The following is a 17,532-nucleotide window of genomic DNA, read 5'->3' on the forward strand; positions in this document are numbered from 1 at the left end:
GTCGCCGCCGGGGTGGTGCTCGGTTTCCCGCTGCTGACCACGCTCGCCCTGCAGACCTCCACCACCGCCCACGCGGCCGTCGTGGTCGGGCTGCTCCCGCTCACCACCGCGTTGCTGTCCGCGCTGCGGGTCGGCGCCCGTCCCTCGCGGACCTTCTGGGCGGCGGCGCTCGCCGGGGCCACCGCGGTGGTGGCGTTCACCGTCCGGCAGAGCGGCGGCGCGCTGAGCACGGCCGACCTGTACCTGTTCGCGGCGCTGCTGGTGTGCGCGGCCGGGTACACCGAGGGCGGCAGGCTGGCCCGGGTGATGCCGGGCTGGCAGGTGGTCGGCTGGGCGCTGGTGCTGTGTCTGCCGCTCACGCTGCCCGCCGCGGCGGTGGCGCTGTCGCTGGAGCCGGTCGAGCTGACCGCGCACAGCGTGACCGGGCTGCTGTGGGTGGCGGCGGGCTCCCAGTTCCTCGGGCTGGTGGTCTGGTACCGGGGCATGGCGGCGATCGGCATTCCCAAGGCGAGCCAGTTGCAGCTCGCTCAGCCGCTGCTCACACTGGTGTGGTCGGTGTTCCTGCTGGGCGAGCACCTGACGCCGGCCGCCCCGCTGACGGCCGCGGCGGTGCTGGTGTGCATCGCCGTCACGCAGCGGACGCGCGGCTGAAAGGGCAGCACGGCCCGCTGCCGAGCGGCGCGCCCACGTCCTAGACTCGAGGTCACGGACCGCTGCTCCCCCATCCACGGTGAGGAGGCCCCGATGCACGCAACCGTCGGTGACCAGCTTGTCCAGCACGGCAGGGTGGTCGGTCAGCACGACAAGGTCGGCGAGATCGTCGAAGTACTGGGCCAGGAAGGCAACCCGCCCTACCGCGTCCGCTTCGAGGACGGACACGAGGGCGTGTGCTCCCCCGGCCCCGACACCGAGATCCGGCACCGGACGACCACGACCCAGCAGTAGATCGCGGTGGATCAGCGCGGGGGCCCGGCCGGCTGCCCGTAGTGGTCGGCGACCACCCGCGCCATCGCCCCGATCGGGTCGGCCGCCACCTCGCGCGCGGAGAAGAAGACGTGACCGCGCACCGGCGTGTACTCCTCGGCCAGCGTGAGGTGGCGGGACAGCTCGGCCGGCTGCTGCCAGGCGGCCGGCTGGGCGGGGTCGCTCGCCTTGTAGAGCGCCTCCCCGATGTGCAGCCGGGTACCGGAGTCCCGTACGACGTCGGCCCACCAGGCGAGCAGCGTCGCGTAGTCGGCGGCGGGGTGGCCGATGTGCCAGTACAGCTGCGGGCAGATGTAGTCGATCCAGTGCTCGCGCGCCCAGCGGCGGGTGTCCGCGTGCAGATCGTCGTACGTCTGCACGCCCGCCCTGGTGTCCGAGCCGAGCGGGTCCGTGTCGCTGTTGCGCCACACCCCGAACGGGCTGATGCCGAACAGCGTGCCGGGGCGGATCTCCTTGATCCGGGCGGCCGTCTCGCGCACCAGCCGGTTCACGTTGTCCCGCCGCCACGCGGCCCGGTTCGGGAAACCGCCGCCGTGGGCGTCGTAGGCGGCGTCGTCGTCGAAGCTCTGCCCGGCGATCGGGTACGGGTAGAAGTAGTCGTCGAAGTGCACCGCGTCCACGGGATAGCGGCGCACCGCGTCGAGCATCGCCTCCTCGACGAAGGCGCGGACCTCGGGCAGCCCCGGGTTGTAGTACAGCCGGCCGCCGTACGGGACCACCCAGCCGGGGTTGCGCCGCGCCGGGTGGGAGGCGACGAGCCGGGCGGGGTCGGCGTGCAGGGCGACGCGGTACGGGTTGAACCAGGCGTGCAGTTCGAGCCCCCGGGCGTGCGCCTCCTCGACGGCCGTGCCCAGCGGGTCCCAGCCCGGGTCGGCGCCCTGGGTGCCGGTGAGGTACTCGGACCACGGCTCGTACGGTGACGGCCACAGGGCGTCGGCGGTCGGCCGCACCTGGAAGATGACCGTGTTGAGCCGGTTCCGTACGGCGGTGTCGAGGTGGGCGATCAGCTCGGCCCGCTGCTCGGCGGCGCTCAGTCCGGGGGCGGAGGGCCAGTCCCGGTTGGACACGCTCGCGACCCAGACGCCGCGCATCTCACCGGTCGCCGCGCCGCCTCCTCCGCTTCCCGTCGCCGCGCCGCCTCCCCCACGCCGTCCCGACGCCGCCGACGCCGGCGGCATCATCGTCAGCGCCGACAGCGCCGCCATCGTGAACGCCCTGCGTGACACTCGTCCCATGCGCACCCCTGGACACCGGCCGATCCGCCCGGTCACGGACCGTTTCGCGCCCAGGATGCCCGACCCCCGCGATCGATCATCGATACTTCGGAGTAACGTGCACGAACGGAGCAGGCACCGGGACCCGGCGAACCTGCCAGAGCCGCAGCAGCGAACAGGCGAGCTGCCCGAAACAGGTGAAGGGGACGATGTGACGGACATCCCTGCGGGAGACATTGCACGCGTCGGAGTGGTGGGCTGCGGCCAGATGGGCGCGGGGATCGCCGAGGTGTGCGCCCGCGCCGGACTGGACGTGAAGGTCGCCGAGACCACCGGCGAGGCCCTGGAGATCGGCCGCACCCGGCTGTTCAACTCCCTGACGAAGGCCGCCGAGCGCGGCAAGATCACCGAGGAGGAGCTGGCGGCCACGCAGGCGCGGCTGAGCTTCACCACGGACCTCGGCGAGTTCGCCGACCGTGATCTGGTGATCGAGGCCGTGGTCGAGAACGAGCAGGTCAAGACCGAGATCTTCCAGGTCCTCGACCAGGTGGTGACCCGCCCGGACGCGATCCTGGCCTCCAACACCTCCTCCATCCCGCTGGTGAAGCTGGCGGTCGCCACCTCGCGGCCGGACCACGTGATCGGCATCCACTTCTTCAACCCGGCCCCGGTGCAGAAGCTGGTCGAGCTGATCCCGGCGCTCACCACCTCCGAGGGCACCATCGGCCGCGCCCAGGTCTTCACCGAGAAGGTGCTGGGCAAGCACGCGATCCGCGCCCAGGACCGCTCGGGCTTCGTGGTGAACGCGCTGCTGATCCCCTATCTGCTGTCCGCGATCCGGATGTTCGAGTCGGGCATCGCCAGCCGCGAGGACATCGACAACGGCATGGAGATGGGCTGCGCGCACCCGATGGGCCCGCTGAAGCTGGCCGACCTCATCGGCCTGGACACGGTCGCCTCGGTCGCCTACTCGATGTACGAGGAGTACAAGGAGCCGCTCTACGCCGCTCCCCCGCTGCTCCAGCGCATGGTCGACGCGGGCCGCCTGGGCCGCAAGACCGGCTCGGGGTTCTACTCCTACGCCTGATCACGCTCAGCGACCAACGCGGGCCCGGCACTTCTTCGAGTGCCGGGCCCGTGGCTTTCACACACCGTGTGCGCGCCGGGTCCGCATATGCCTGACGCACACTCTCCCCACGCGCCCAGCAGGCGAGTTGACTCAGCATGCGCATGCAAGGGACGCATACGACTACGGAAAGGAGCGGTTCGTGACCGCCGATCCCGAGCATTTAGCAGTCCAGGGAGAACTCGCAGAGTTACGACGCAGGATGGACGTGGCCCACGCCCGCGTCGAGGGCGGACTGGCGTTGCTCTCCCATCGCACCGAGGAGACAGCCAAGGAGCTGGAGGACCTGAACGCACGCCTGACGACACTGGAACACACCCGCTGGCCGCTCCAGTCGGTCACGGCGCTCACCGCCGTGGCGGCCCTGGTCGTCGCCGTCTGGCAGGCGTTCGGGCGTTAGGGGGTGCGCGAAGTCCCGCCTGGGACACCTCCTTCAGAGCCGGAGATGGTGCAGCAGGAGTAACGCCGCCGCCATGTTGGCCGCGGGGACCTCGCCGCGGGCGACCAGGTCGGGGACCACCTTCAGGGGGACCCACTCGCGCCGGTCCGACTCGAAGTCGTCCACGGGGTGGCCGACGTACTCGCCCTCCTCGGACCAGTAGATGTGGTGCCGGGCGTCGGTGAGCCCGTTGGACGGCTCCACGCTCATGAGGTGGTGCAGGGGGCCGGGTCGCCATCCGGTCTCCTCCTCCAGTTCCCGGGCCGCCGCGACGGCGATGTCCTCGCCGTCCTCGACCACGCCCGCGGCGAGTTCCCACCCCCAGCTGTCGGTGATGAAGCGGTGCCGCCACAGCAGCAGCACCTCGTTGGCCTCGTTGACCACCGTGGCCACGGCCACGGGCCGCAGCCGTATGAGGAAGTGGTCCAGGTGCCGGCCGTCGGGTAGTTGCACATCCGCGAGATTGACGCTGAACCAGCGGTTTGAGTACACAGTCTGTTCGTTCTGTTTCGTCCACTGCACGGTTCTGCCACCTTCCGCCGAGTAAGGGGCAATATCGCAGCAGGAGCGGTCCGGCAGCAGGCGCACGGCGGACGCCCGCGGCGCAGCGGACGGCGTGGCGGAGGCGCGGCAGGGGGCAGAAGCGGCCCGGGTACGTCCGTGCTACAGCGGTACGCGCAGGGCGCCGTCGATCAGTTCGGCCGCCTCGGCGGTGCCCGCGCAGCCGCTGCGCACGAGATGCTCGCGCACCGCGCGGAGTCTGTCGCGCAGCCGCTGGGACTCCATCCCCCGGGCCTGCTCGGCCATCTGCACCGCGATGGCCACGGCCTTGTCGGCGTTGCCCTGTCTCAGCTCGATGGTGCTGAGCATCGCGAGCCGGTGCACCCGGCCCCGGTCGTGCGCGGGATTGTCCACGGCCGCCGCCGCGTGCTCCCCGGCCGCCGCGATCTCACCGAGGCTCAGCAGCGCCTCCGCCACCTGGACGTTGACCAGGCCCGGCTGGACATAGCCGGTCTCGTCCGGTTCGTATCCGCGCCGGATGCGTTCGGCGGCCTGCTCGGCACGCCGGATGCAGGACAGCGCGCTCGTGCCGTCGCCGAGGTGTGCGTACGCCTTCGCCTGCATCGCGTACAGATCGGAGGCGAGCGCCGGGGTGATGTGCTTGCCGGCGGCCCGCAGCGCGGACTCGGCGAAGGCGACGGCCTGCCGGTACTCCCGCATGAACAGCGACTGGTTGACCAGCAGCGCGATGACGTACGCGCCGAGTCCCCGGTCTCCGCTGGCCTTGGCGAGGCGCAGCGCCTGGTGGAAGTAGCGCTGGGCGAGTCCGTGCGCGTCGGAGTCGTACGCGCAGATCCCGGCGATCGCCACCAACCCGCCGGTGGCCCGGTGGAGTTGGCGGCCGGTGGCGTCGGTGTAGCCGCCGCGCAGCAGCGGGGCGGCCTCGGCGTTGAGGAAGCCGACGATCCGGGCGCGGGTCGCGATGCCGCCGGCCTTGCGGTACATCTGCTCGTAGTGGCTGCGGGCGGCCCGCAGCATGGCGAGGTCGCTCGCTGTGACCCGGTGCCGGCCGCCGCGGGAGACGTCCGTGTCCTCCGGCGGGTTCTCCCACTCCCACACCGGCATCACGGCGGGCGTGCCGGTGACGGCGGGGGCGCCCAGGATGTGCGGCCGCTGCTGCTGGTCGGAGCGCCACAGGGCGGTGGCCCGCTCGACGAAGCCGGACAGGGAGCCGGTGTGCGGCGCGGAGGGCTCACCGGGGACACCGAGGCCGATGTCGTCCAGGGTGACGGGTCGGTGCAGCCGGGCGGCGAGCACCTCACAGATCAGGTCGGGCACCTGGCCCCGCGGCCGCTGCCCCTTCAACCACCGCGCCACGGCGGTGTGTTCGTATCTGAGGGACAGTCCGCGTGCCCGGCCGGCCTGGTTGACGTGCGCGGCCAGTCCCGCGTGCGAGATCCCCGCCTCGTCCAGGATCGCGTCGAGCAGAGTGTTGGGCTGCATGCCGGGCCCCCCGGTGGATCGGTGCCCGACAGCGTACTGGCACGCGGTTCACACGGGGTGTGAACGGAGTGCTCGAATCCGCAGGGTGCGCGCACTGTCGCGGAGAGTTTCCAGCCGGTTGACTGAAATGCCTCGCAAGAGGCCGGCCGGGCCGCCGGCTCCCCCTCGTACAGTGCGGCGGCCCGCTTCCACGCCGTCCGCCCAGCTGCCTGCCCGACACTCCGTGGCGGGGCGGACGGCTCTGCCGGTTGGCTCCGCCGGTTACGCCGGTTGACTCATCGCCGTAGGGGCAAGGGCGCGTTGTCGACTGCCGGTGCGCTGTGGCTGGTCGCGCAGTTCCCCGCGCCCCTGAGGGGGTTGCGCTGGACCTACCTTTAGGGGCGCGGGGAACTGCGCGAACGGCCACCACGCACCCGCAGTCGCCACACCACCGCAGCTCCCCGCCCCTAAGGCGCCCTAACTCCGCAGCACAGCCCCCGTACGCTCGCCCGCGAGGGCAACCGCCGCATCCCGCGCCGCCGACGCCTCATCCACCGTCAGCGTCCGGTCCCCCGCCCTGAAGCGGAGCGCATACGCAAGGGACTTGCGCCCCTCACCCAGCTGCTCAGCGTTCTCATAAACGTCGAACAACCGGATGGACTCCAGGAGTTCACCGGCCCCGTCCCGCAGCGCCGCCTCGACATCCGCCGCCGGAACGAACGCGTCCACGACCAGCGCGACATCCTGCGTCGCCACGGGGAACGTGGAGATGCCCGGCGCCTGCGGCGTGTCGTCGCCGACCCGCTCCAGGACATCGAGGTCCAGCTCCATCGCACAGGTGCGCGCGGGCAGACCGAGGGCCTTCACCACACGCGGGTGCAGCTCACCCGCGTGCCCGACGACCCGCTCCGCACCGTCGACGGTGACGGTCAGCTCGGCGCACCGGCCGGGGTGCCACGGCCCGTACTGGCCCTTGCGGACGACCAGTTCGGCACCGGCCTCCCGGGCCACGGTCCGCGCCGCCTCGACCGCGTCGGCCCAGTCGGCGGGACGGCCCTTGCCCCACCAGCCGGCCTGCTCACGGGCGCCCGCGAGGACCACGGCGACATGCCGCGGCTGGTCGGGCAGCGCCGCGTCCAGCTCGGCGATCTCCTCCTCGGTGGGCCGCCGGTCCACGGGCAGGCGGACGGCGATCCGCTGCTCGTCGCGCGGGTGGAACACCAGCCCCGTCTCGAACAGCGCCAGGTCGTGGCTGCCGCGCCCGTCGTTGCGGCGCAGCGCGCCCAGCAGGCCCGGCAGCAGCGAGGTCCGCAGCGCGGGCTCCTCGTCGCTGAGCGGGTTGGTCAGCTTCACCACGCGGCGGGCGGGGTCGTCGGCGTCGAGGCCGAGCTGGTCGAAGACCTGCTCGCTGACGAACGGGTAGTTCGGCGCCTCGACGTACCCGGCCCCGGCCAGCGCCCGGCCGACGCGGCGGTGCAGCCGCTGCCGGTGGGTCAGGCCGCGTCCGGCGGGCGGCTTGGGCAGCGTGGAGGGCAGGTTCTCGTAGCCCTCGAGCCGGATGACCTCCTCGGCGAGGTCGTTCGGGTCGGTCAGGTCGGGCCGCCAGGACGGCACGGTGACGATCAGCTCGTCCTGCCCGTACACGTCGCAGCCGACCTCCTGCAGACGCCGTACGACGGTCTCCCGGCCGTAGGCGACACCGGCGACCTTGTCGGGGTGGTCCGCGGGGATGGTGATGGTCCGCGGCGCGGTCGGCGCGATGACCTCGGTGACGCCGGCCTCGGCGGTGCCGCCCGCGAGCAGCACCAGCAGGTCGACCGTGCGCTGCGCAGCAGCGGCGGCGGCCATCGGGTCGACGCCGCGCTCGAAGCGCCGGGACGCCTCGGAGGACAGCTTGTGCCGGCGGGCCGTGCGCGCGATGGACACCGCGTCGAAGTGCGCGGCCTCGATCACCACGTCGGCGGTGGCGCTCTCGGCGGTGTCGTGGTCGGCGATCTCCGTGTTCGCGCCGCCCATGACACCGGCGAGGCCGATCGGGCCCCGGTCGTCGGTGATGACCAGGTCCTCGGGGTCGAGGGTGCGCTCCACGCCGTCGAGGGTGGTGAGCTTCTCGCCCGGCTCGGCCCGGCGGACGCCGATGGTGCCCTGGACCAGGGAACGGTCGTAGGCGTGCAGCGGCTGGCCGAGCTCCATCATCACGTAGTTGGTGACGTCCACGGCCAGCGAGATCGGGCGCATGCCGACCTTCTGCAGGCGGCGCTGCAGCCAGATCGGGGAGCGCGCCTCGGGGGCGAGCCCGGTCACCGTGCGGGCGGTGAAGCGGTCGCAGCCGGTGGGGTCGGAGACCTTCACCGGGTAGCCGTAGGCGTTCGGCGCGGGCACGTCGAGCAGGGCCGGGTCGCGCAGCGGCAGCCCGTACGCGGTGGCCGTCTCACGGGCGACGCCGCGGATGGACAGGCAGTAGCCGCGGTCGGGCGTGACGGCGATGTCGAGGACCTCGTCGACCAGCTCCAGCAGCTCGATCGCGTCCTTGCCGATCTCGGTCTCCGGCGGCAGCACGATGATGCCCTTGGTGCCGTCGTCGCCCATGTTCAGCTCGTCGCTGGAGCAGATCATGCCGCGCGACATCCGGCCGTACGTCTTGCGCTCGGCGATCTGGAAGTCACCGGGCAGCACCGCGCCGGGCAGGGCCACGACGACCTTGTCGCCGACCTGGAAGTTGCGGGCACCGCAGATGATCTCCTGCGGCTCGCCGGTGCCGTTGGCCTGGCCGACGTCGACGGTGCAGAAGCGGATCGGCTTCTTGAAGCCCTCCAGCTCCTCGATGGTCGCGACCTGCCCCACCACGAGGGGGCCCTTGAGGTCGGCGCCGAGGTGCTCGACGGTCTCCACCTCGAGACCGGCCGAAATCAGCTTGGCCTGGACGTCGCGCCCGGTCTCCGTCGCCGGCAGGTCGACGTACTCCCGCAGCCAAGAAAGCGGGACCCGCATCAGATCTCCATCCCGAACGGCCGGGTGAACCGGACGTCACCCTCGACCATGTCTCGCATGTCCTCGACGTTGTGGCGGAACATCAGCATCCGCTCGATACCGAACCCGAAGGCGAAGCCGCTGTACTTCTCCGGGTCCACGCCGCAGGCGACGAGCACCCGCGGGTTGACCATGCCGCAGCCGCCCAGCTCGATCCATCCCTCGGAGGAGCAGGTACGGCAGGGCCGGTCGGGGTTGCCGACGGACTCGCCCTTGCAGACGTAGCAGAGCATGTCCATCTCGGCGCTCGGCTCGGTGAACGGGAAGAAGTTCGGCCGCAGCCGGGTCTTCATGCCCTCGCCGAACAGCGACTGCACCATGTGGTCCAGGGTGCCCTTGAGGTCGGCCATGGTGAGGCCCTCGTCGACGGCGAGGAGCTCCACCTGGTGGAAGACCGGGGTGTGGGTCGCGTCCAGCTCGTCGGTGCGGTACACGCGGCCGGGGCAGATCACGTAGACCGGCAGCTCGCGGTCGAGCAGCGAGCGGATCTGCACGGGCGAGGTGTGGGTGCGCAGCACGACGCCGGACTCGGTGCCGCCCTGGGGGCCCTGCACGAAGAAGGTGTCGTGCTCACCGCGCGCCGGGTGGTCCGGGCCGATGTTGAGGGCGTCGAAGTTGAACCACTCGGCCTCGACCTGGGGACCCTCGGCTACCTCGTAGCCCATGGCGACGAAGATGTCCTCGATGCGCTCGGACAGCGTGGTCAGCGGGTGACGGGCGCCCGACACGACTCGGTCGTAGGGCAGCGTGACGTCCACCGCCTCCTCGACGAGCACGCGTGCGTCGCGCTCCGCCTCGAGTTCGGCCTGGCGGGCGGCGAGGCCCTTGTTCACGGCGCCGCGGGCCTGGCCCACGCGCTTGCCGGCCTCGGCCTTGGCGTGCGGGGGCAGGGCGCCGATCTCGCGGTTGGCGAGGGCCAGCGGGGAGGCCGGGCCGGTGTGGGCGACCTTGGCCTCGTGGAGCGCGTCGAGGGAGTCCGCGGCGGCGAAGGCGGCGAGCGCCTCGTCCCGCATGCGCTCGATCTCTTCCGGTTTCAACGTCTCGACCTCGACAGGGTCGTACGACTTATTGGGTGCCGACATCTCTTCCCGTGCTTCCGATTGGCTGGCTGAAGGTCCCCGTCACCGACCCATGGACGGCTCGTCACGGTTTTCGGGACACAAAGGTGCCAAAGGCCGAGTCTAACGGGGTGCTGGTACGCGAATGCGCCCGTGGGTCCTCAGGCGAGATACGCCGGTGCCCCCACGGGCAACGTAAATCGGAACTGGGCGCCACCGGTGGCGGCGCGTCCGACCGTGATGGTGCCGCCGTGGGCCTCGACGATGCCCTTGACGATGTACAGCCCAAGGCCCGTGCCGCCGCGCTTGCTGCCCCGCCAGAAGCGGGTGAAGACGCGGTTCATGGACTCCTCCGGAATGCCGGGCCCCTCATCGCTCACCGTGACCGACGTGCCGGCGTCCTCGCCCTCGCGGGGCGACGCCGTGGCCGTGACGTCAATCGTGACCGTTCCCTCTCCGTGGCGCACGGCATTTTCCAGCAGGTTGCTGAGCACCTGGTCGATCTTGTCGGGGTCGGCCCACAGGTCGGGCAGCGGCTGCTGGACGCGGAGCAGGAACCGGTCGGCGGTGAGTCCGGAGGCGACGTAGGCCTGGATGTGCCGGGAGACGGCGGCGCCGATGTCGACGGGCTGGCGGCGCACCTCCAGCCGTCCGGAGTCGATGCGCGAGATGTCCAGCAGTTCGGCGATGAGGCGGGTGACGCGGTCGGCGTCGGCGTCGACGGTCTCGAGCATCAGCCGCTTCTGGTCGTCGGTGAACCGCTCCCACTTGGCGAGGAGGGTGGCGGTGAAGCCCTTGACGGAGGTGAGCGGGGAGCGCAGCTCGTGGGCGACGGTGGCGATCAGCTCGGCGTGGCTGCGCTCGGTGCGGCGCCGGGCCTCGGTGTCCCGCAGGGTGACGACGACACGCCGTACGGGCCCTGTCGGCCGGGTGCGCACATAGCGGGCGGAGACCAGGACCTCCCGGCCGCCGGGCAGCAGCAGGTTCCGCTCGGGCTGCCGCACCCGGATGGCGAGACCGCCATAGGGGTCGGTCAGCTGCCACCAGCGGCGCCCCTCCAGGTCCTCTAACGGCAGCGCCTTGTCGAGCCGCTGCCCGAGGGCCTCCTCGGCGGGTACGGCGGTGATCCGTGCGGCGGCGGCGTTGAAGCAGACGACCCGTCCGTGCTCGTCGGCGACGACGAGGCCGTCGGGCAGCTCGTCGGGGTCGATCCCGAGGTCGGCGAGTTCACCGGGCCGGGGCGCGGGCGGGCGTGCCGCCCCGTGTGGTCCCGCTGCCCTGCTCGTGCCGACGCTCATCCCCGTACCCCACCTCTCGGACTGCCTCAGGGGGTCCCCGAGCTGGTCACCCTACTAGTTTCCGGTGACGGAGCGGCACCCTCCGGCGGCGCGCTGTGCACGTGCCGACGCGTAGAGACATACGGCGGCGGCGGTGGCGAGGTTCAGGCTCTCGGCCTTCCCGTGGAGGGGCACGCGGACGACGGCGTCGGTGAGCGCGCGGGTCTCCTCGGGCAGCCCCCAGGCCTCGTTCCCGAACACCCAGGCGGTCGGCCCGCCCATGCTCCCCTTGTCCAGCTCCTCGTCGAGGTCGCGGTCCCCGGCCCCGTCGGCGGCGAGCACCCGCACCCCGGCGTCCCGGAGCCCGGCCACGGCCTGCTCGACGGGCACCCCGACGGCGACGGGCAGATGGAACAGCGACCCGACGGACGCCCGCACGGCCTTGGGGTTGTACAGATCGACGGAGGCATCGGTCAGCACGACGGCCTCGGCCCCGGCGGCATCGGCACAGCGCAGCACGGTCCCGGCGTTCCCGGGGTCGCGGACGTGCGCGAGCACGGCGACGAGCTTGGGCCGGGCGGCGAGGATCTCCTCGAACGGCGTGTCGACGAACCGGCACACCCCGACGAGCCCTTGCGGGGTGACGGTGGTGGAGATGTCGGCGATCACCTGCTCCGACGCGAGGTGCACCCGGGCCCCGGCACCGCGCGCCTCCCCGACGATGTCGGCGTACCGCTCCGCGGCCTCGACGGTCGCGAACAGCTCGACGAGGGTGTCCCCGTACGCCGCCGCCTCCCGCACAGCCTGCGGCCCCTCAGCAAGAAACAGCCGCTCCTTCCCCCGGAAGTTCCGCTTGGCCAGCCGACGGGCAGCGGCAACACGGGAAGAACGGGGAGAGATCAACTCGGGCCCGACGGAGGACATGTCTACTTTCACTTCCAGGAAGAATTCAAGGCACCGCAGGGGCACCCCCTAGGGGCGCGGGGAACTGCGCGACCAGCCACAACGAACCCGCAGCCGCATGCAAACCGAACCCACCCCAACAACAGGACCCGCAGGCTCAAAACCTGCGGGTCCTACAGTCACGTCGGCTCAGAGCCGGCGCAGCGTCACGCGGCCTTGGGCGCGTTCACATCCGCCGGCAGCGCCTTCTGGGCGACCTCGACGAGCGCGGCGAACGCCGTCGCGTCGTTCACGGCCAGCTCCGCCAGGATCTTGCGGTCGACCTCGACGTTCGCGGCCTTCAGACCCTGGATGAAGCGGTTGTAGGTGATGCCGTTGGCGCGGGCAGCGGCGTTGATGCGCTGGATCCACAGCTGGCGGAAGTCACCCTTGCGCTTCTTGCGGTCGTTGTAGTTGTAGACCAGCGAGTGGGTGACCTGCTCCTTGGCCTTGCGGTACAGGCGCGAACGCTGACCGCGGTAGCCGGAGGCCTGCTCGAGGATCGCCCGGCGCTTCTTGTGGGCGTTGACTGCCCGCTTGACGCGTGCCACTTGTTAACTCCTTGTAGCGGGGCCGTGGTGGTCTTCACACGGCCCGAAATCGATTGGGTCCCGGTCCTGACGTGCGGCGCTCAGTGAGGGCGCCGGGGCGTCACTTGCCGAGAAGCTTCTTGATCTTCGCGGCGTCGCCCGGGGCCATCTCGGCGTTGCCGGTGAGGCGACGCGTCACACGGGACGACTTGTGCTCGAGCAGGTGGCGCTTGCCGGCGCGCTCGCGGAGCACCTTGCCGGAGCCGGTGATCTTGAAGCGCTTGCTGGCACCGCTGTGCGACTTGTTCTTCGGCATAGCGCCGTTCTCTCCTCGTCGGTGGCGCTCCGGTGCCCGGTCGCGAAAACCGGGCACGGTGGAGCGTCGTACTTGTTTCGGTTGCTTCCTGGGACCTCGCGGTCCCGGGGATCACGCCTCGGCGGGCTCCTCGGCGGAAGCCTCGGCGTCCGCAGGGTTCTGCGAGCGGCCGGGGTTGGCCTTCGCGGAAGCCTTGCGGGCCTCCTGTGCCTGGCGGGCCTCGGCCATCGCCTCGGTCTTCTTCTTGTGCGGACCGAGGACCATGATCATGTTGCGGCCGTCCTGCTTCGGGTTCGACTCGACGAACCCGAGGTCCTGGACGTCCTCCGCGAGACGCTGCAGCAGCCGGTAGCCGAGCTCCGGCCGGGACTGCTCGCGACCACGGAACATGATCGTGATCTTGACCTTGTCGCCCTGCTTGAGGAACCGGACGACGTGACCCTTCTTGGTGTCGTAGTCGTGCGGGTCGATCTTCGGCCGGAGCTTCATCTCCTTGATGACCGTGTGCGCCTGGTTCTTGCGCGCCTCACGGGCCTTCATGGCCGACTCGTACTTGAACTTCCCGTAGTCCATGAGCTTGCACACGGGCGGACGGGCGTTCGCCGCGACCTCGACCAGGTCCAGGTCGTACTCCTGCGCAAGCTCCAGTGCCTTGGCCAGGGGGACGATGCCCACCTGCTCGCCACTGGGACCGACAAGTCGCACCTCGGGAACGCGAATCCGGTCGTTGATGCGGGGCTCGGCGCTGATGGATCCTCCTCGGTAGCACCACGCGACGGTCTGGCGGACAGCCGCGTAACGTGTGTGTTCGTTAGACCTAACCGCGCCGGTGCAGAAAAAATGCCCCGGACGATCACAGGCGGGGCTCCTCGAACTACCGGAGCACCGCCGCGTCGCGGGGCGCGCTTTCGGGCGGAACGCCGTCTCGGGGACTGCGCCGCCTGACCGGTGACCCGCCGCCCGTGAGGGTGGCCAGGTGGGAGTTCGAAAGCCTCCACTTGTGGGCCGAGCACGCTCGTCTGCACATGCGCGTCCGGCCGGTCGTCAACAAGGTTAGCAGGATCGCTTGACAAGGGCTAACCGGGAGGCGTCCGCCGGCACCACCTATCGTGTGGGCCATGAGTGAGACCTCCCCCTCGGACAACCCCGAGACCCCTGCCAACCCCGACTTCGACGCCATGGCCCGCGACATCGCGGAGGTTCCGGCGGTCGAGGTGATCGTGACGGTCGCCGTCAATCTGATGAGCGCCGCCGCGGTGAAGCTCGGTCTGACCGAGGAGGGCGACACGTTCAAGGACCTGGACGAGGCGCGCAAGCTGATCCACGCCCTGGCCGGTCTGCTGGACGGCAGCGCGACCGAGATCAGCTCCTTCCACGCGGCGCCGCTGCGGGACGGCCTGAAGTCGCTGCAGCTGGCGTTCCGCGAGGCGTCGCTGGTCCCGGACGAGCCGGGGCAGGGCCCGGGCGAGAAGTACACGGGCCCGGTCTACGGCGGCTGAGCGCGCCCGGAGCTGTTCCTTCGGGAGCTTCGCGGACTATTCCTTCACGTACAGGGGCTCGCCCGGTGGCACGGTCCCGGCCGGCAGGACTGCCAGGTCGAGGCCGCGCACCAGGCGGGCCCTGAGTGTTTCGTCGGCGGCGAGTCGCTGGGCGACGGCGCGGGCGGCCTCGGCGGCGGGTGCGGCGGGGTCGAGGACGAGGGCGAGGGTGCCGTCGGCCTGGCCCGGTCCGAGGTGGGCGCGCAGCACGGCGGGCTCGGCGGCGACGACGCCGCGTACGGCCTCGGTGACCGCGGGATCGGCGAGCGGGTCGAGGGACGTCCGCCCCTCGGCGAGCGCGAGCAGCGCGGGCCCGGTCAGTTCGAAGGGCACGGGTCCCGCGAGGTCCAGCACGACGGTGTCGGCCTTCTCGTGCGCGGCGGCCTGCAGTGCCTGATGCAGTGGTACGGCGACCGGGCGGGCCGCCGGGTCCCAGCGGGCCAGGGACTCGGTGGAGGTGAAGGCGGGGAGCGCGGTGCGGTGGCCGGCCTTCAGGGTGGGGACGGCCATGTCGCTGGTCTTCTCGCGGCGCAGCCCGTTCTCGTCCTCCTCGACCTCGCCGAGCAGCGCGACGACCGGGACGAGCAGCCGGGCGCCCTTGAGCGCCTCCAGCACGGGCCCGACGGCACTGCGGTCCTCGGCCCAGGCCGCGAGCGCGGCGCTCAGCCGGGGGTCGGCGGAGCCGTCGTCGTCACGGAAACCGGGGTCGGGAATGTTCTTGTTCGCCACGGTCCCCGACCCTATCGGCAGCGTGCGGGGACCCCGGCGGCGGGAGCGGACGCCGTTCCTCAGGGGCGAACGGTCCCGCCCGGGGGCACCCCTCGTAGTTGGCAGGGGTGCTAGTGCCCCAACAGGCAACGTTCGCCCCGTCGCGACACCCGGCACGCCCTCTCGCCGCACCGGCCGAAAGCCCAAGTACATCCAGTACGAGGACTTCCGGCGGGCACTCCCCCAGCCTCCGGCCGGGGCCCCCAGAGCACGCACCGGACGCCGCTCCTCGACGGGCAAACGTTGCCTGCCGGGGCACTAGAAGCCGCCCGGGGTGTCCTCGCGGCTGGTGCGGCGGCCTCGCCACAGGACGACCGCGGCGACCAGCAGGACGCCGCCCGCGCTGCCCGCCAGGGGGGCCGCCCAGTCGGCGGTGTCGTCGTCGGTCGCGGTGTCGTCCGGGCCGGGGCCGAAGTACCGCTCGCCGTAGGCCGCCGACTTGAGACCCTCGGGTTTCAGGTCGGCCGCGGCCTTGATCGCGGCGGCCGGGTCGATGAAGCCGAAGCCCCGGGAGTCGTCGCGGCCGTCGGCGGGGGCGTTGCGGGCGGTGTCCTCCAGGAGGCGTTTGACCTGGGCGGGGGTCAGGTCCGGGTGGGCCGACCTGACCAGGGCGACGGCGCCGGAGACGAACGCGGCGGCGGCGCTGGTGCCCCAGCCCTCGTAGTACCTGCGGTCGGGGTCGGCGATGATCACATCGACGCCGGGCGCGCTGACCGTGGCGTACCAGCGGCGGGTGGAGAAGGAGGCGCGGGTGCCGTAGCGGTCGACGGCGGTGGCGGCGATGACGCCGGGATAGGCGGCCGGGTAGGAGACGTGGTCGCCCTTCTCGCCGCCGTTCCCGGCGGAGGCGACGACGGAGACGCCCTTGCGCAGGGCGTACTGGATGGCCTCGTCTACGCCGGCCTCGGGGTGGGCGGAGGCGGAGTCGTCGCCGAGGGAGAGGTTGATGACGTCGGCGCCGTGGTCGGCGGCCCAGCGGATGCCTTCGGCGAGGGCGTTGCCGCGGGTGGTGCGGGCCTTCGCGCGGGACGGGTCCTTGTCCTCCAGGATCACGCGGACAGGGAGGATCTTCGCCTCGGGGGCGACGCCCATGACCCCGTCGGCGTTCCCGGCGCCGTGTCCGTGGCCGGCGATGATGCCGGCCATGGCGGTGCCGTGGCGGGCCCAGGCGCGGTCGCCCGGTTCGGCGCCGAAGCCGACGAGGTCCTTGCCGGTGAGGACGTTCCCGGCGAGGTCGGGGTGGTCGGCGTCGACGCCGGTGTCGAGGACGGCGACGGTGACGCCCTCGCCCTTCGTGGTGCGCCACACCTCCTGGGTGTGCAGGGCGTCCAGGGCCCACTGCCGGGCGCGTATGCCGTCCGCGTGCGCGGCGGTGGCGGGGAGCAGGGCGAGGGTGGCGGCGAGAGCGACACCGAGTCCGACGCGGCCGGCGTGGGCGGCGCGGCGTCGGCGGGGGGCTGCGGGGCTCATGAGGCACGCTCCCGGTCCGGCGTGGCGTCGTCGTTGTCGACGGTCTCGCGCAGGCCGCGTTCGAGGCGGTCGGCGAGGCCCTGGGCCTCGTGGCCGAGGCCGGACTGGGCGGGGGCGGCGGTCGCGGCGGACTCCAGGGCGTCGGCGGCGGGCTGCGGGGTGTCGACGGTGCGGCCGTCGGCCCAGCCGGAGACGGCGTAGACGACGACGGGGGCGTCGGTGAGCACGGAGATCGCCCAGGCGGCGCGCTGCCCCTTCCCGAAGTCCTCGGCGGCGGTGCCCTTCGCGGCGTACGGCAGGGGCATGAGGTCAGTACGGCGGTCCAGGCGCTCCCGGTCGAAGCGGCGGGCGAGGGAGGTCATGGCGGCCGGGTCGGCCTTGGTGAACAGCAGGCCGACGGTGGTGACGTGGCTCTGGGTGGCGTCGGTGTAGGTGGCGCGCAGCAGGCGTTCGCAGCCGACGGGGGCGAGAACCTTGCGCAGCAGGGGGTCGAAGGCGCCCTTGCAGCCGCTGTCCGGGGCCACGGCTATCCGGGTCCAGGTCCGGTCGGCCTCACCGGGACCGGCGCCGCGTCCCTGGACGGTGGGGGGAAACAGCCGGTCGACGGGCACGCTGTGCCAGAGGCTCCGCCCGGCGGCGAAGCCGGTGCGCTGCCCGGCCTCCCCGGAATCCCCGGCGAGCCAGCTCCCGGTGACGGCTCCGCCGATGAGGCCGATCCCGAGCACCAGACACACGGCGGCGGCGACAGCCTGCCCCCGCGCCGCCCCCATGCGCGGCCACATCTGGCGTGCGTGCCGCTCGGGCACCCCGTTCGGGGCGGGCTGCGGCGCCGAGGCGGCGCTCCAGGAGAGGGCGGG

18 protein-coding genes are annotated in these 17,532 nt (G+C 72.1%); 5 read left to right on the forward strand and 13 right to left on the reverse strand.

Annotated elements, in window-relative coordinates; translation table 11 throughout:
* The coding region (locus N4P33_RS20495) for a DMT family transporter (RefSeq protein ID WP_260828103.1) at positions 1-651 on the forward strand (651 nt) is incomplete at its 5' end.
* A gap of 93 nt (positions 652-744) precedes the next feature.
* Positions 745-945 carry a DUF1918 domain-containing protein gene (locus N4P33_RS20500; RefSeq protein ID WP_260828104.1) on the forward strand — a complete coding sequence of 67 codons (201 nt, stop codon included), beginning with the start codon at positions 745-747 and terminating at the stop codon, positions 943-945.
* Positions 946-956: 11 nt separating this feature from the next.
* Here the strand turns inward: N4P33_RS20500 and N4P33_RS20505 are convergent, their stop codons facing one another.
* Positions 957-2,219: a glycoside hydrolase family 10 protein gene (locus N4P33_RS20505; RefSeq protein WP_260828105.1), complete on the reverse strand. Its 1,263-nt coding sequence runs from the start codon at positions 2,217-2,219 to the stop codon at positions 957-959.
* A 190-nt stretch (positions 2,220-2,409) separates the two neighbouring features.
* Between N4P33_RS20505 and N4P33_RS20510 the strand changes: the two genes are divergently transcribed.
* Both N4P33_RS20510 and N4P33_RS20515 read left to right on the forward strand, forming a co-directional pair.
* Entirely contained in the window at positions 2,410-3,285 is an 876-nt protein-coding gene (locus N4P33_RS20510) for a 3-hydroxybutyryl-CoA dehydrogenase (RefSeq protein WP_260828106.1), read from the forward strand.
* A 181-nt stretch (positions 3,286-3,466) separates the two neighbouring features.
* The gene (locus tag N4P33_RS20515) at positions 3,467-3,724 is read left to right on the forward strand and encodes a hypothetical protein (protein WP_260828107.1); all 258 of its coding nucleotides are present in this window, start codon (positions 3,467-3,469) and stop codon (positions 3,722-3,724) included.
* Positions 3,725-3,757: 33 nt separating this feature from the next.
* On the opposite strand, the gene N4P33_RS20520 is transcribed toward N4P33_RS20515, so the two are convergent.
* The 9 genes from N4P33_RS20520 to infC form a co-directional block, all read right to left on the reverse strand.
* The gene (locus tag N4P33_RS20520; RefSeq protein WP_260828108.1) at positions 3,758-4,285 is read right to left on the reverse strand and encodes an NUDIX hydrolase; all 528 of its coding nucleotides are present in this window, start codon (positions 4,283-4,285) and stop codon (positions 3,758-3,760) included.
* A gap of 141 nt (positions 4,286-4,426) precedes the next feature.
* Positions 4,427-5,767, reverse strand: a complete 1,341-nt coding sequence (locus N4P33_RS20525; protein WP_260828109.1) for a transcriptional regulator — start codon at positions 5,765-5,767, stop codon at positions 4,427-4,429.
* A 456-nt stretch (positions 5,768-6,223) separates the two neighbouring features.
* Complete coding sequence (pheT, locus tag N4P33_RS20530) at positions 6,224-8,737, reverse strand: phenylalanine--tRNA ligase subunit beta (protein WP_260828110.1); 2,514 nt, start codon at positions 8,735-8,737, stop codon at positions 6,224-6,226.
* The gene (gene pheS, locus N4P33_RS20535; protein ID WP_260828111.1) at positions 8,737-9,858 is read right to left on the reverse strand and encodes a phenylalanine--tRNA ligase subunit alpha; all 1,122 of its coding nucleotides are present in this window, start codon (positions 9,856-9,858) and stop codon (positions 8,737-8,739) included. The genes pheT and pheS overlap by 1 nt, the downstream gene beginning before the upstream one ends.
* A 137-nt stretch (positions 9,859-9,995) precedes the next feature.
* Complete coding sequence (locus N4P33_RS20540; RefSeq protein WP_260828112.1) at positions 9,996-11,132, reverse strand: ATP-binding protein; 1,137 nt, start codon at positions 11,130-11,132, stop codon at positions 9,996-9,998.
* 54 nt (positions 11,133-11,186) lie between these two features.
* Positions 11,187-12,035, reverse strand: coding sequence for an RNA methyltransferase (locus N4P33_RS20545; protein WP_260828113.1), 849 nt, complete (start codon positions 12,033-12,035; stop codon positions 11,187-11,189).
* A gap of 185 nt (positions 12,036-12,220) precedes the next feature.
* The gene (gene rplT, locus N4P33_RS20550; RefSeq protein WP_004933571.1) at positions 12,221-12,604 is read right to left on the reverse strand and encodes a 50S ribosomal protein L20; all 384 of its coding nucleotides are present in this window, start codon (positions 12,602-12,604) and stop codon (positions 12,221-12,223) included.
* Between the two features lie 100 nt (positions 12,605-12,704).
* Positions 12,705-12,899 (reverse strand): 50S ribosomal protein L35, encoded by a 195-nt coding sequence (gene rpmI, locus N4P33_RS20555; RefSeq protein ID WP_003977225.1) that lies wholly within the window; start codon positions 12,897-12,899, stop codon positions 12,705-12,707.
* A 111-nt stretch (positions 12,900-13,010) separates the two neighbouring features.
* On the reverse strand, positions 13,011-13,649 hold the full coding sequence (gene infC / locus N4P33_RS20560; protein WP_260828117.1) for a translation initiation factor IF-3: 639 nt from the start codon (positions 13,647-13,649) through the stop codon (positions 13,011-13,013).
* 368 nt (positions 13,650-14,017) lie between these two features.
* Here infC and N4P33_RS20565 point away from each other — a divergent pair, with 368 nt between their 5' ends.
* Positions 14,018-14,398 carry a DUF1844 domain-containing protein gene (locus N4P33_RS20565; protein WP_260828114.1) on the forward strand — a complete coding sequence of 127 codons (381 nt, stop codon included), beginning with the start codon at positions 14,018-14,020 and terminating at the stop codon, positions 14,396-14,398.
* A gap of 36 nt (positions 14,399-14,434) precedes the next feature.
* Here N4P33_RS20565 and N4P33_RS20570 read toward each other — a convergent pair whose 3' ends face one another.
* From N4P33_RS20570 to N4P33_RS20580, 3 genes are all read right to left on the reverse strand, one after another.
* Entirely contained in the window at positions 14,435-15,166 is a 732-nt protein-coding gene (locus N4P33_RS20570) for an SseB family protein (RefSeq protein WP_260828115.1), read from the reverse strand.
* Positions 15,167-15,463: 297 nt separating this feature from the next.
* The gene (gene mycP, locus N4P33_RS20575) at positions 15,464-16,675 is read right to left on the reverse strand and encodes a type VII secretion-associated serine protease mycosin (protein WP_260828116.1); all 1,212 of its coding nucleotides are present in this window, start codon (positions 16,673-16,675) and stop codon (positions 15,464-15,466) included.
* A complete protein-coding gene (locus tag N4P33_RS20580; RefSeq protein WP_260828118.1) occupies positions 16,672-17,457 on the reverse strand; it encodes a hypothetical protein in 786 nt (261 codons plus the stop codon). Before N4P33_RS20580 ends, mycP begins: the two co-directional genes overlap by 4 nt.
* Positions 17,458-17,532 lie beyond the last annotated feature (75 nt).

The organism is Streptomyces sp. 15-116A (genome assembly GCF_025290915.1).
GTDB lineage: Bacteria > Actinomycetota > Actinomycetes > Streptomycetales > Streptomycetaceae > Streptomyces.

Coding starts and splice junctions, on each gene's coding strand:
- N4P33_RS20500 (WP_260828104.1), top strand. CDS start 745: ATGCACGCAACCGTCGGTGACCAGCTTGTCCAGCACGGCAGGGTGGTC.
- N4P33_RS20505 (WP_260828105.1), bottom strand. CDS start 2,219: ATGGGACGAGTGTCACGCAGGGCGTTCACGATGGCGGCGCTGTCGGCG.
- N4P33_RS20525 (WP_260828109.1), bottom strand. CDS start 5,767: ATGCAGCCCAACACTCTGCTCGACGCGATCCTGGACGAGGCGGGGATC.
- pheT (WP_260828110.1), bottom strand. CDS start 8,737: ATGCGGGTCCCGCTTTCTTGGCTGCGGGAGTACGTCGACCTGCCGGCG.
- pheS (WP_260828111.1), bottom strand. CDS start 9,858: ATGTCGGCACCCAATAAGTCGTACGACCCTGTCGAGGTCGAGACGTTG.
- N4P33_RS20540 (WP_260828112.1), bottom strand. CDS start 11,132: ATGAGCGTCGGCACGAGCAGGGCAGCGGGACCACACGGGGCGGCACGC.
- N4P33_RS20545 (WP_260828113.1), bottom strand. CDS start 12,035: ATGTCCTCCGTCGGGCCCGAGTTGATCTCTCCCCGTTCTTCCCGTGTT.
- rpmI (WP_003977225.1), bottom strand. CDS start 12,899: ATGCCGAAGAACAAGTCGCACAGCGGTGCCAGCAAGCGCTTCAAGATC.
- N4P33_RS20565 (WP_260828114.1), top strand. CDS start 14,018: ATGAGTGAGACCTCCCCCTCGGACAACCCCGAGACCCCTGCCAACCCC.
- mycP (WP_260828116.1), bottom strand. CDS start 16,675: ATGAGCCCCGCAGCCCCCCGCCGACGCCGCGCCGCCCACGCCGGCCGC.
- N4P33_RS20580 (WP_260828118.1), bottom strand. CDS start 17,457: ATGTGGCCGCGCATGGGGGCGGCGCGGGGGCAGGCTGTCGCCGCCGCC.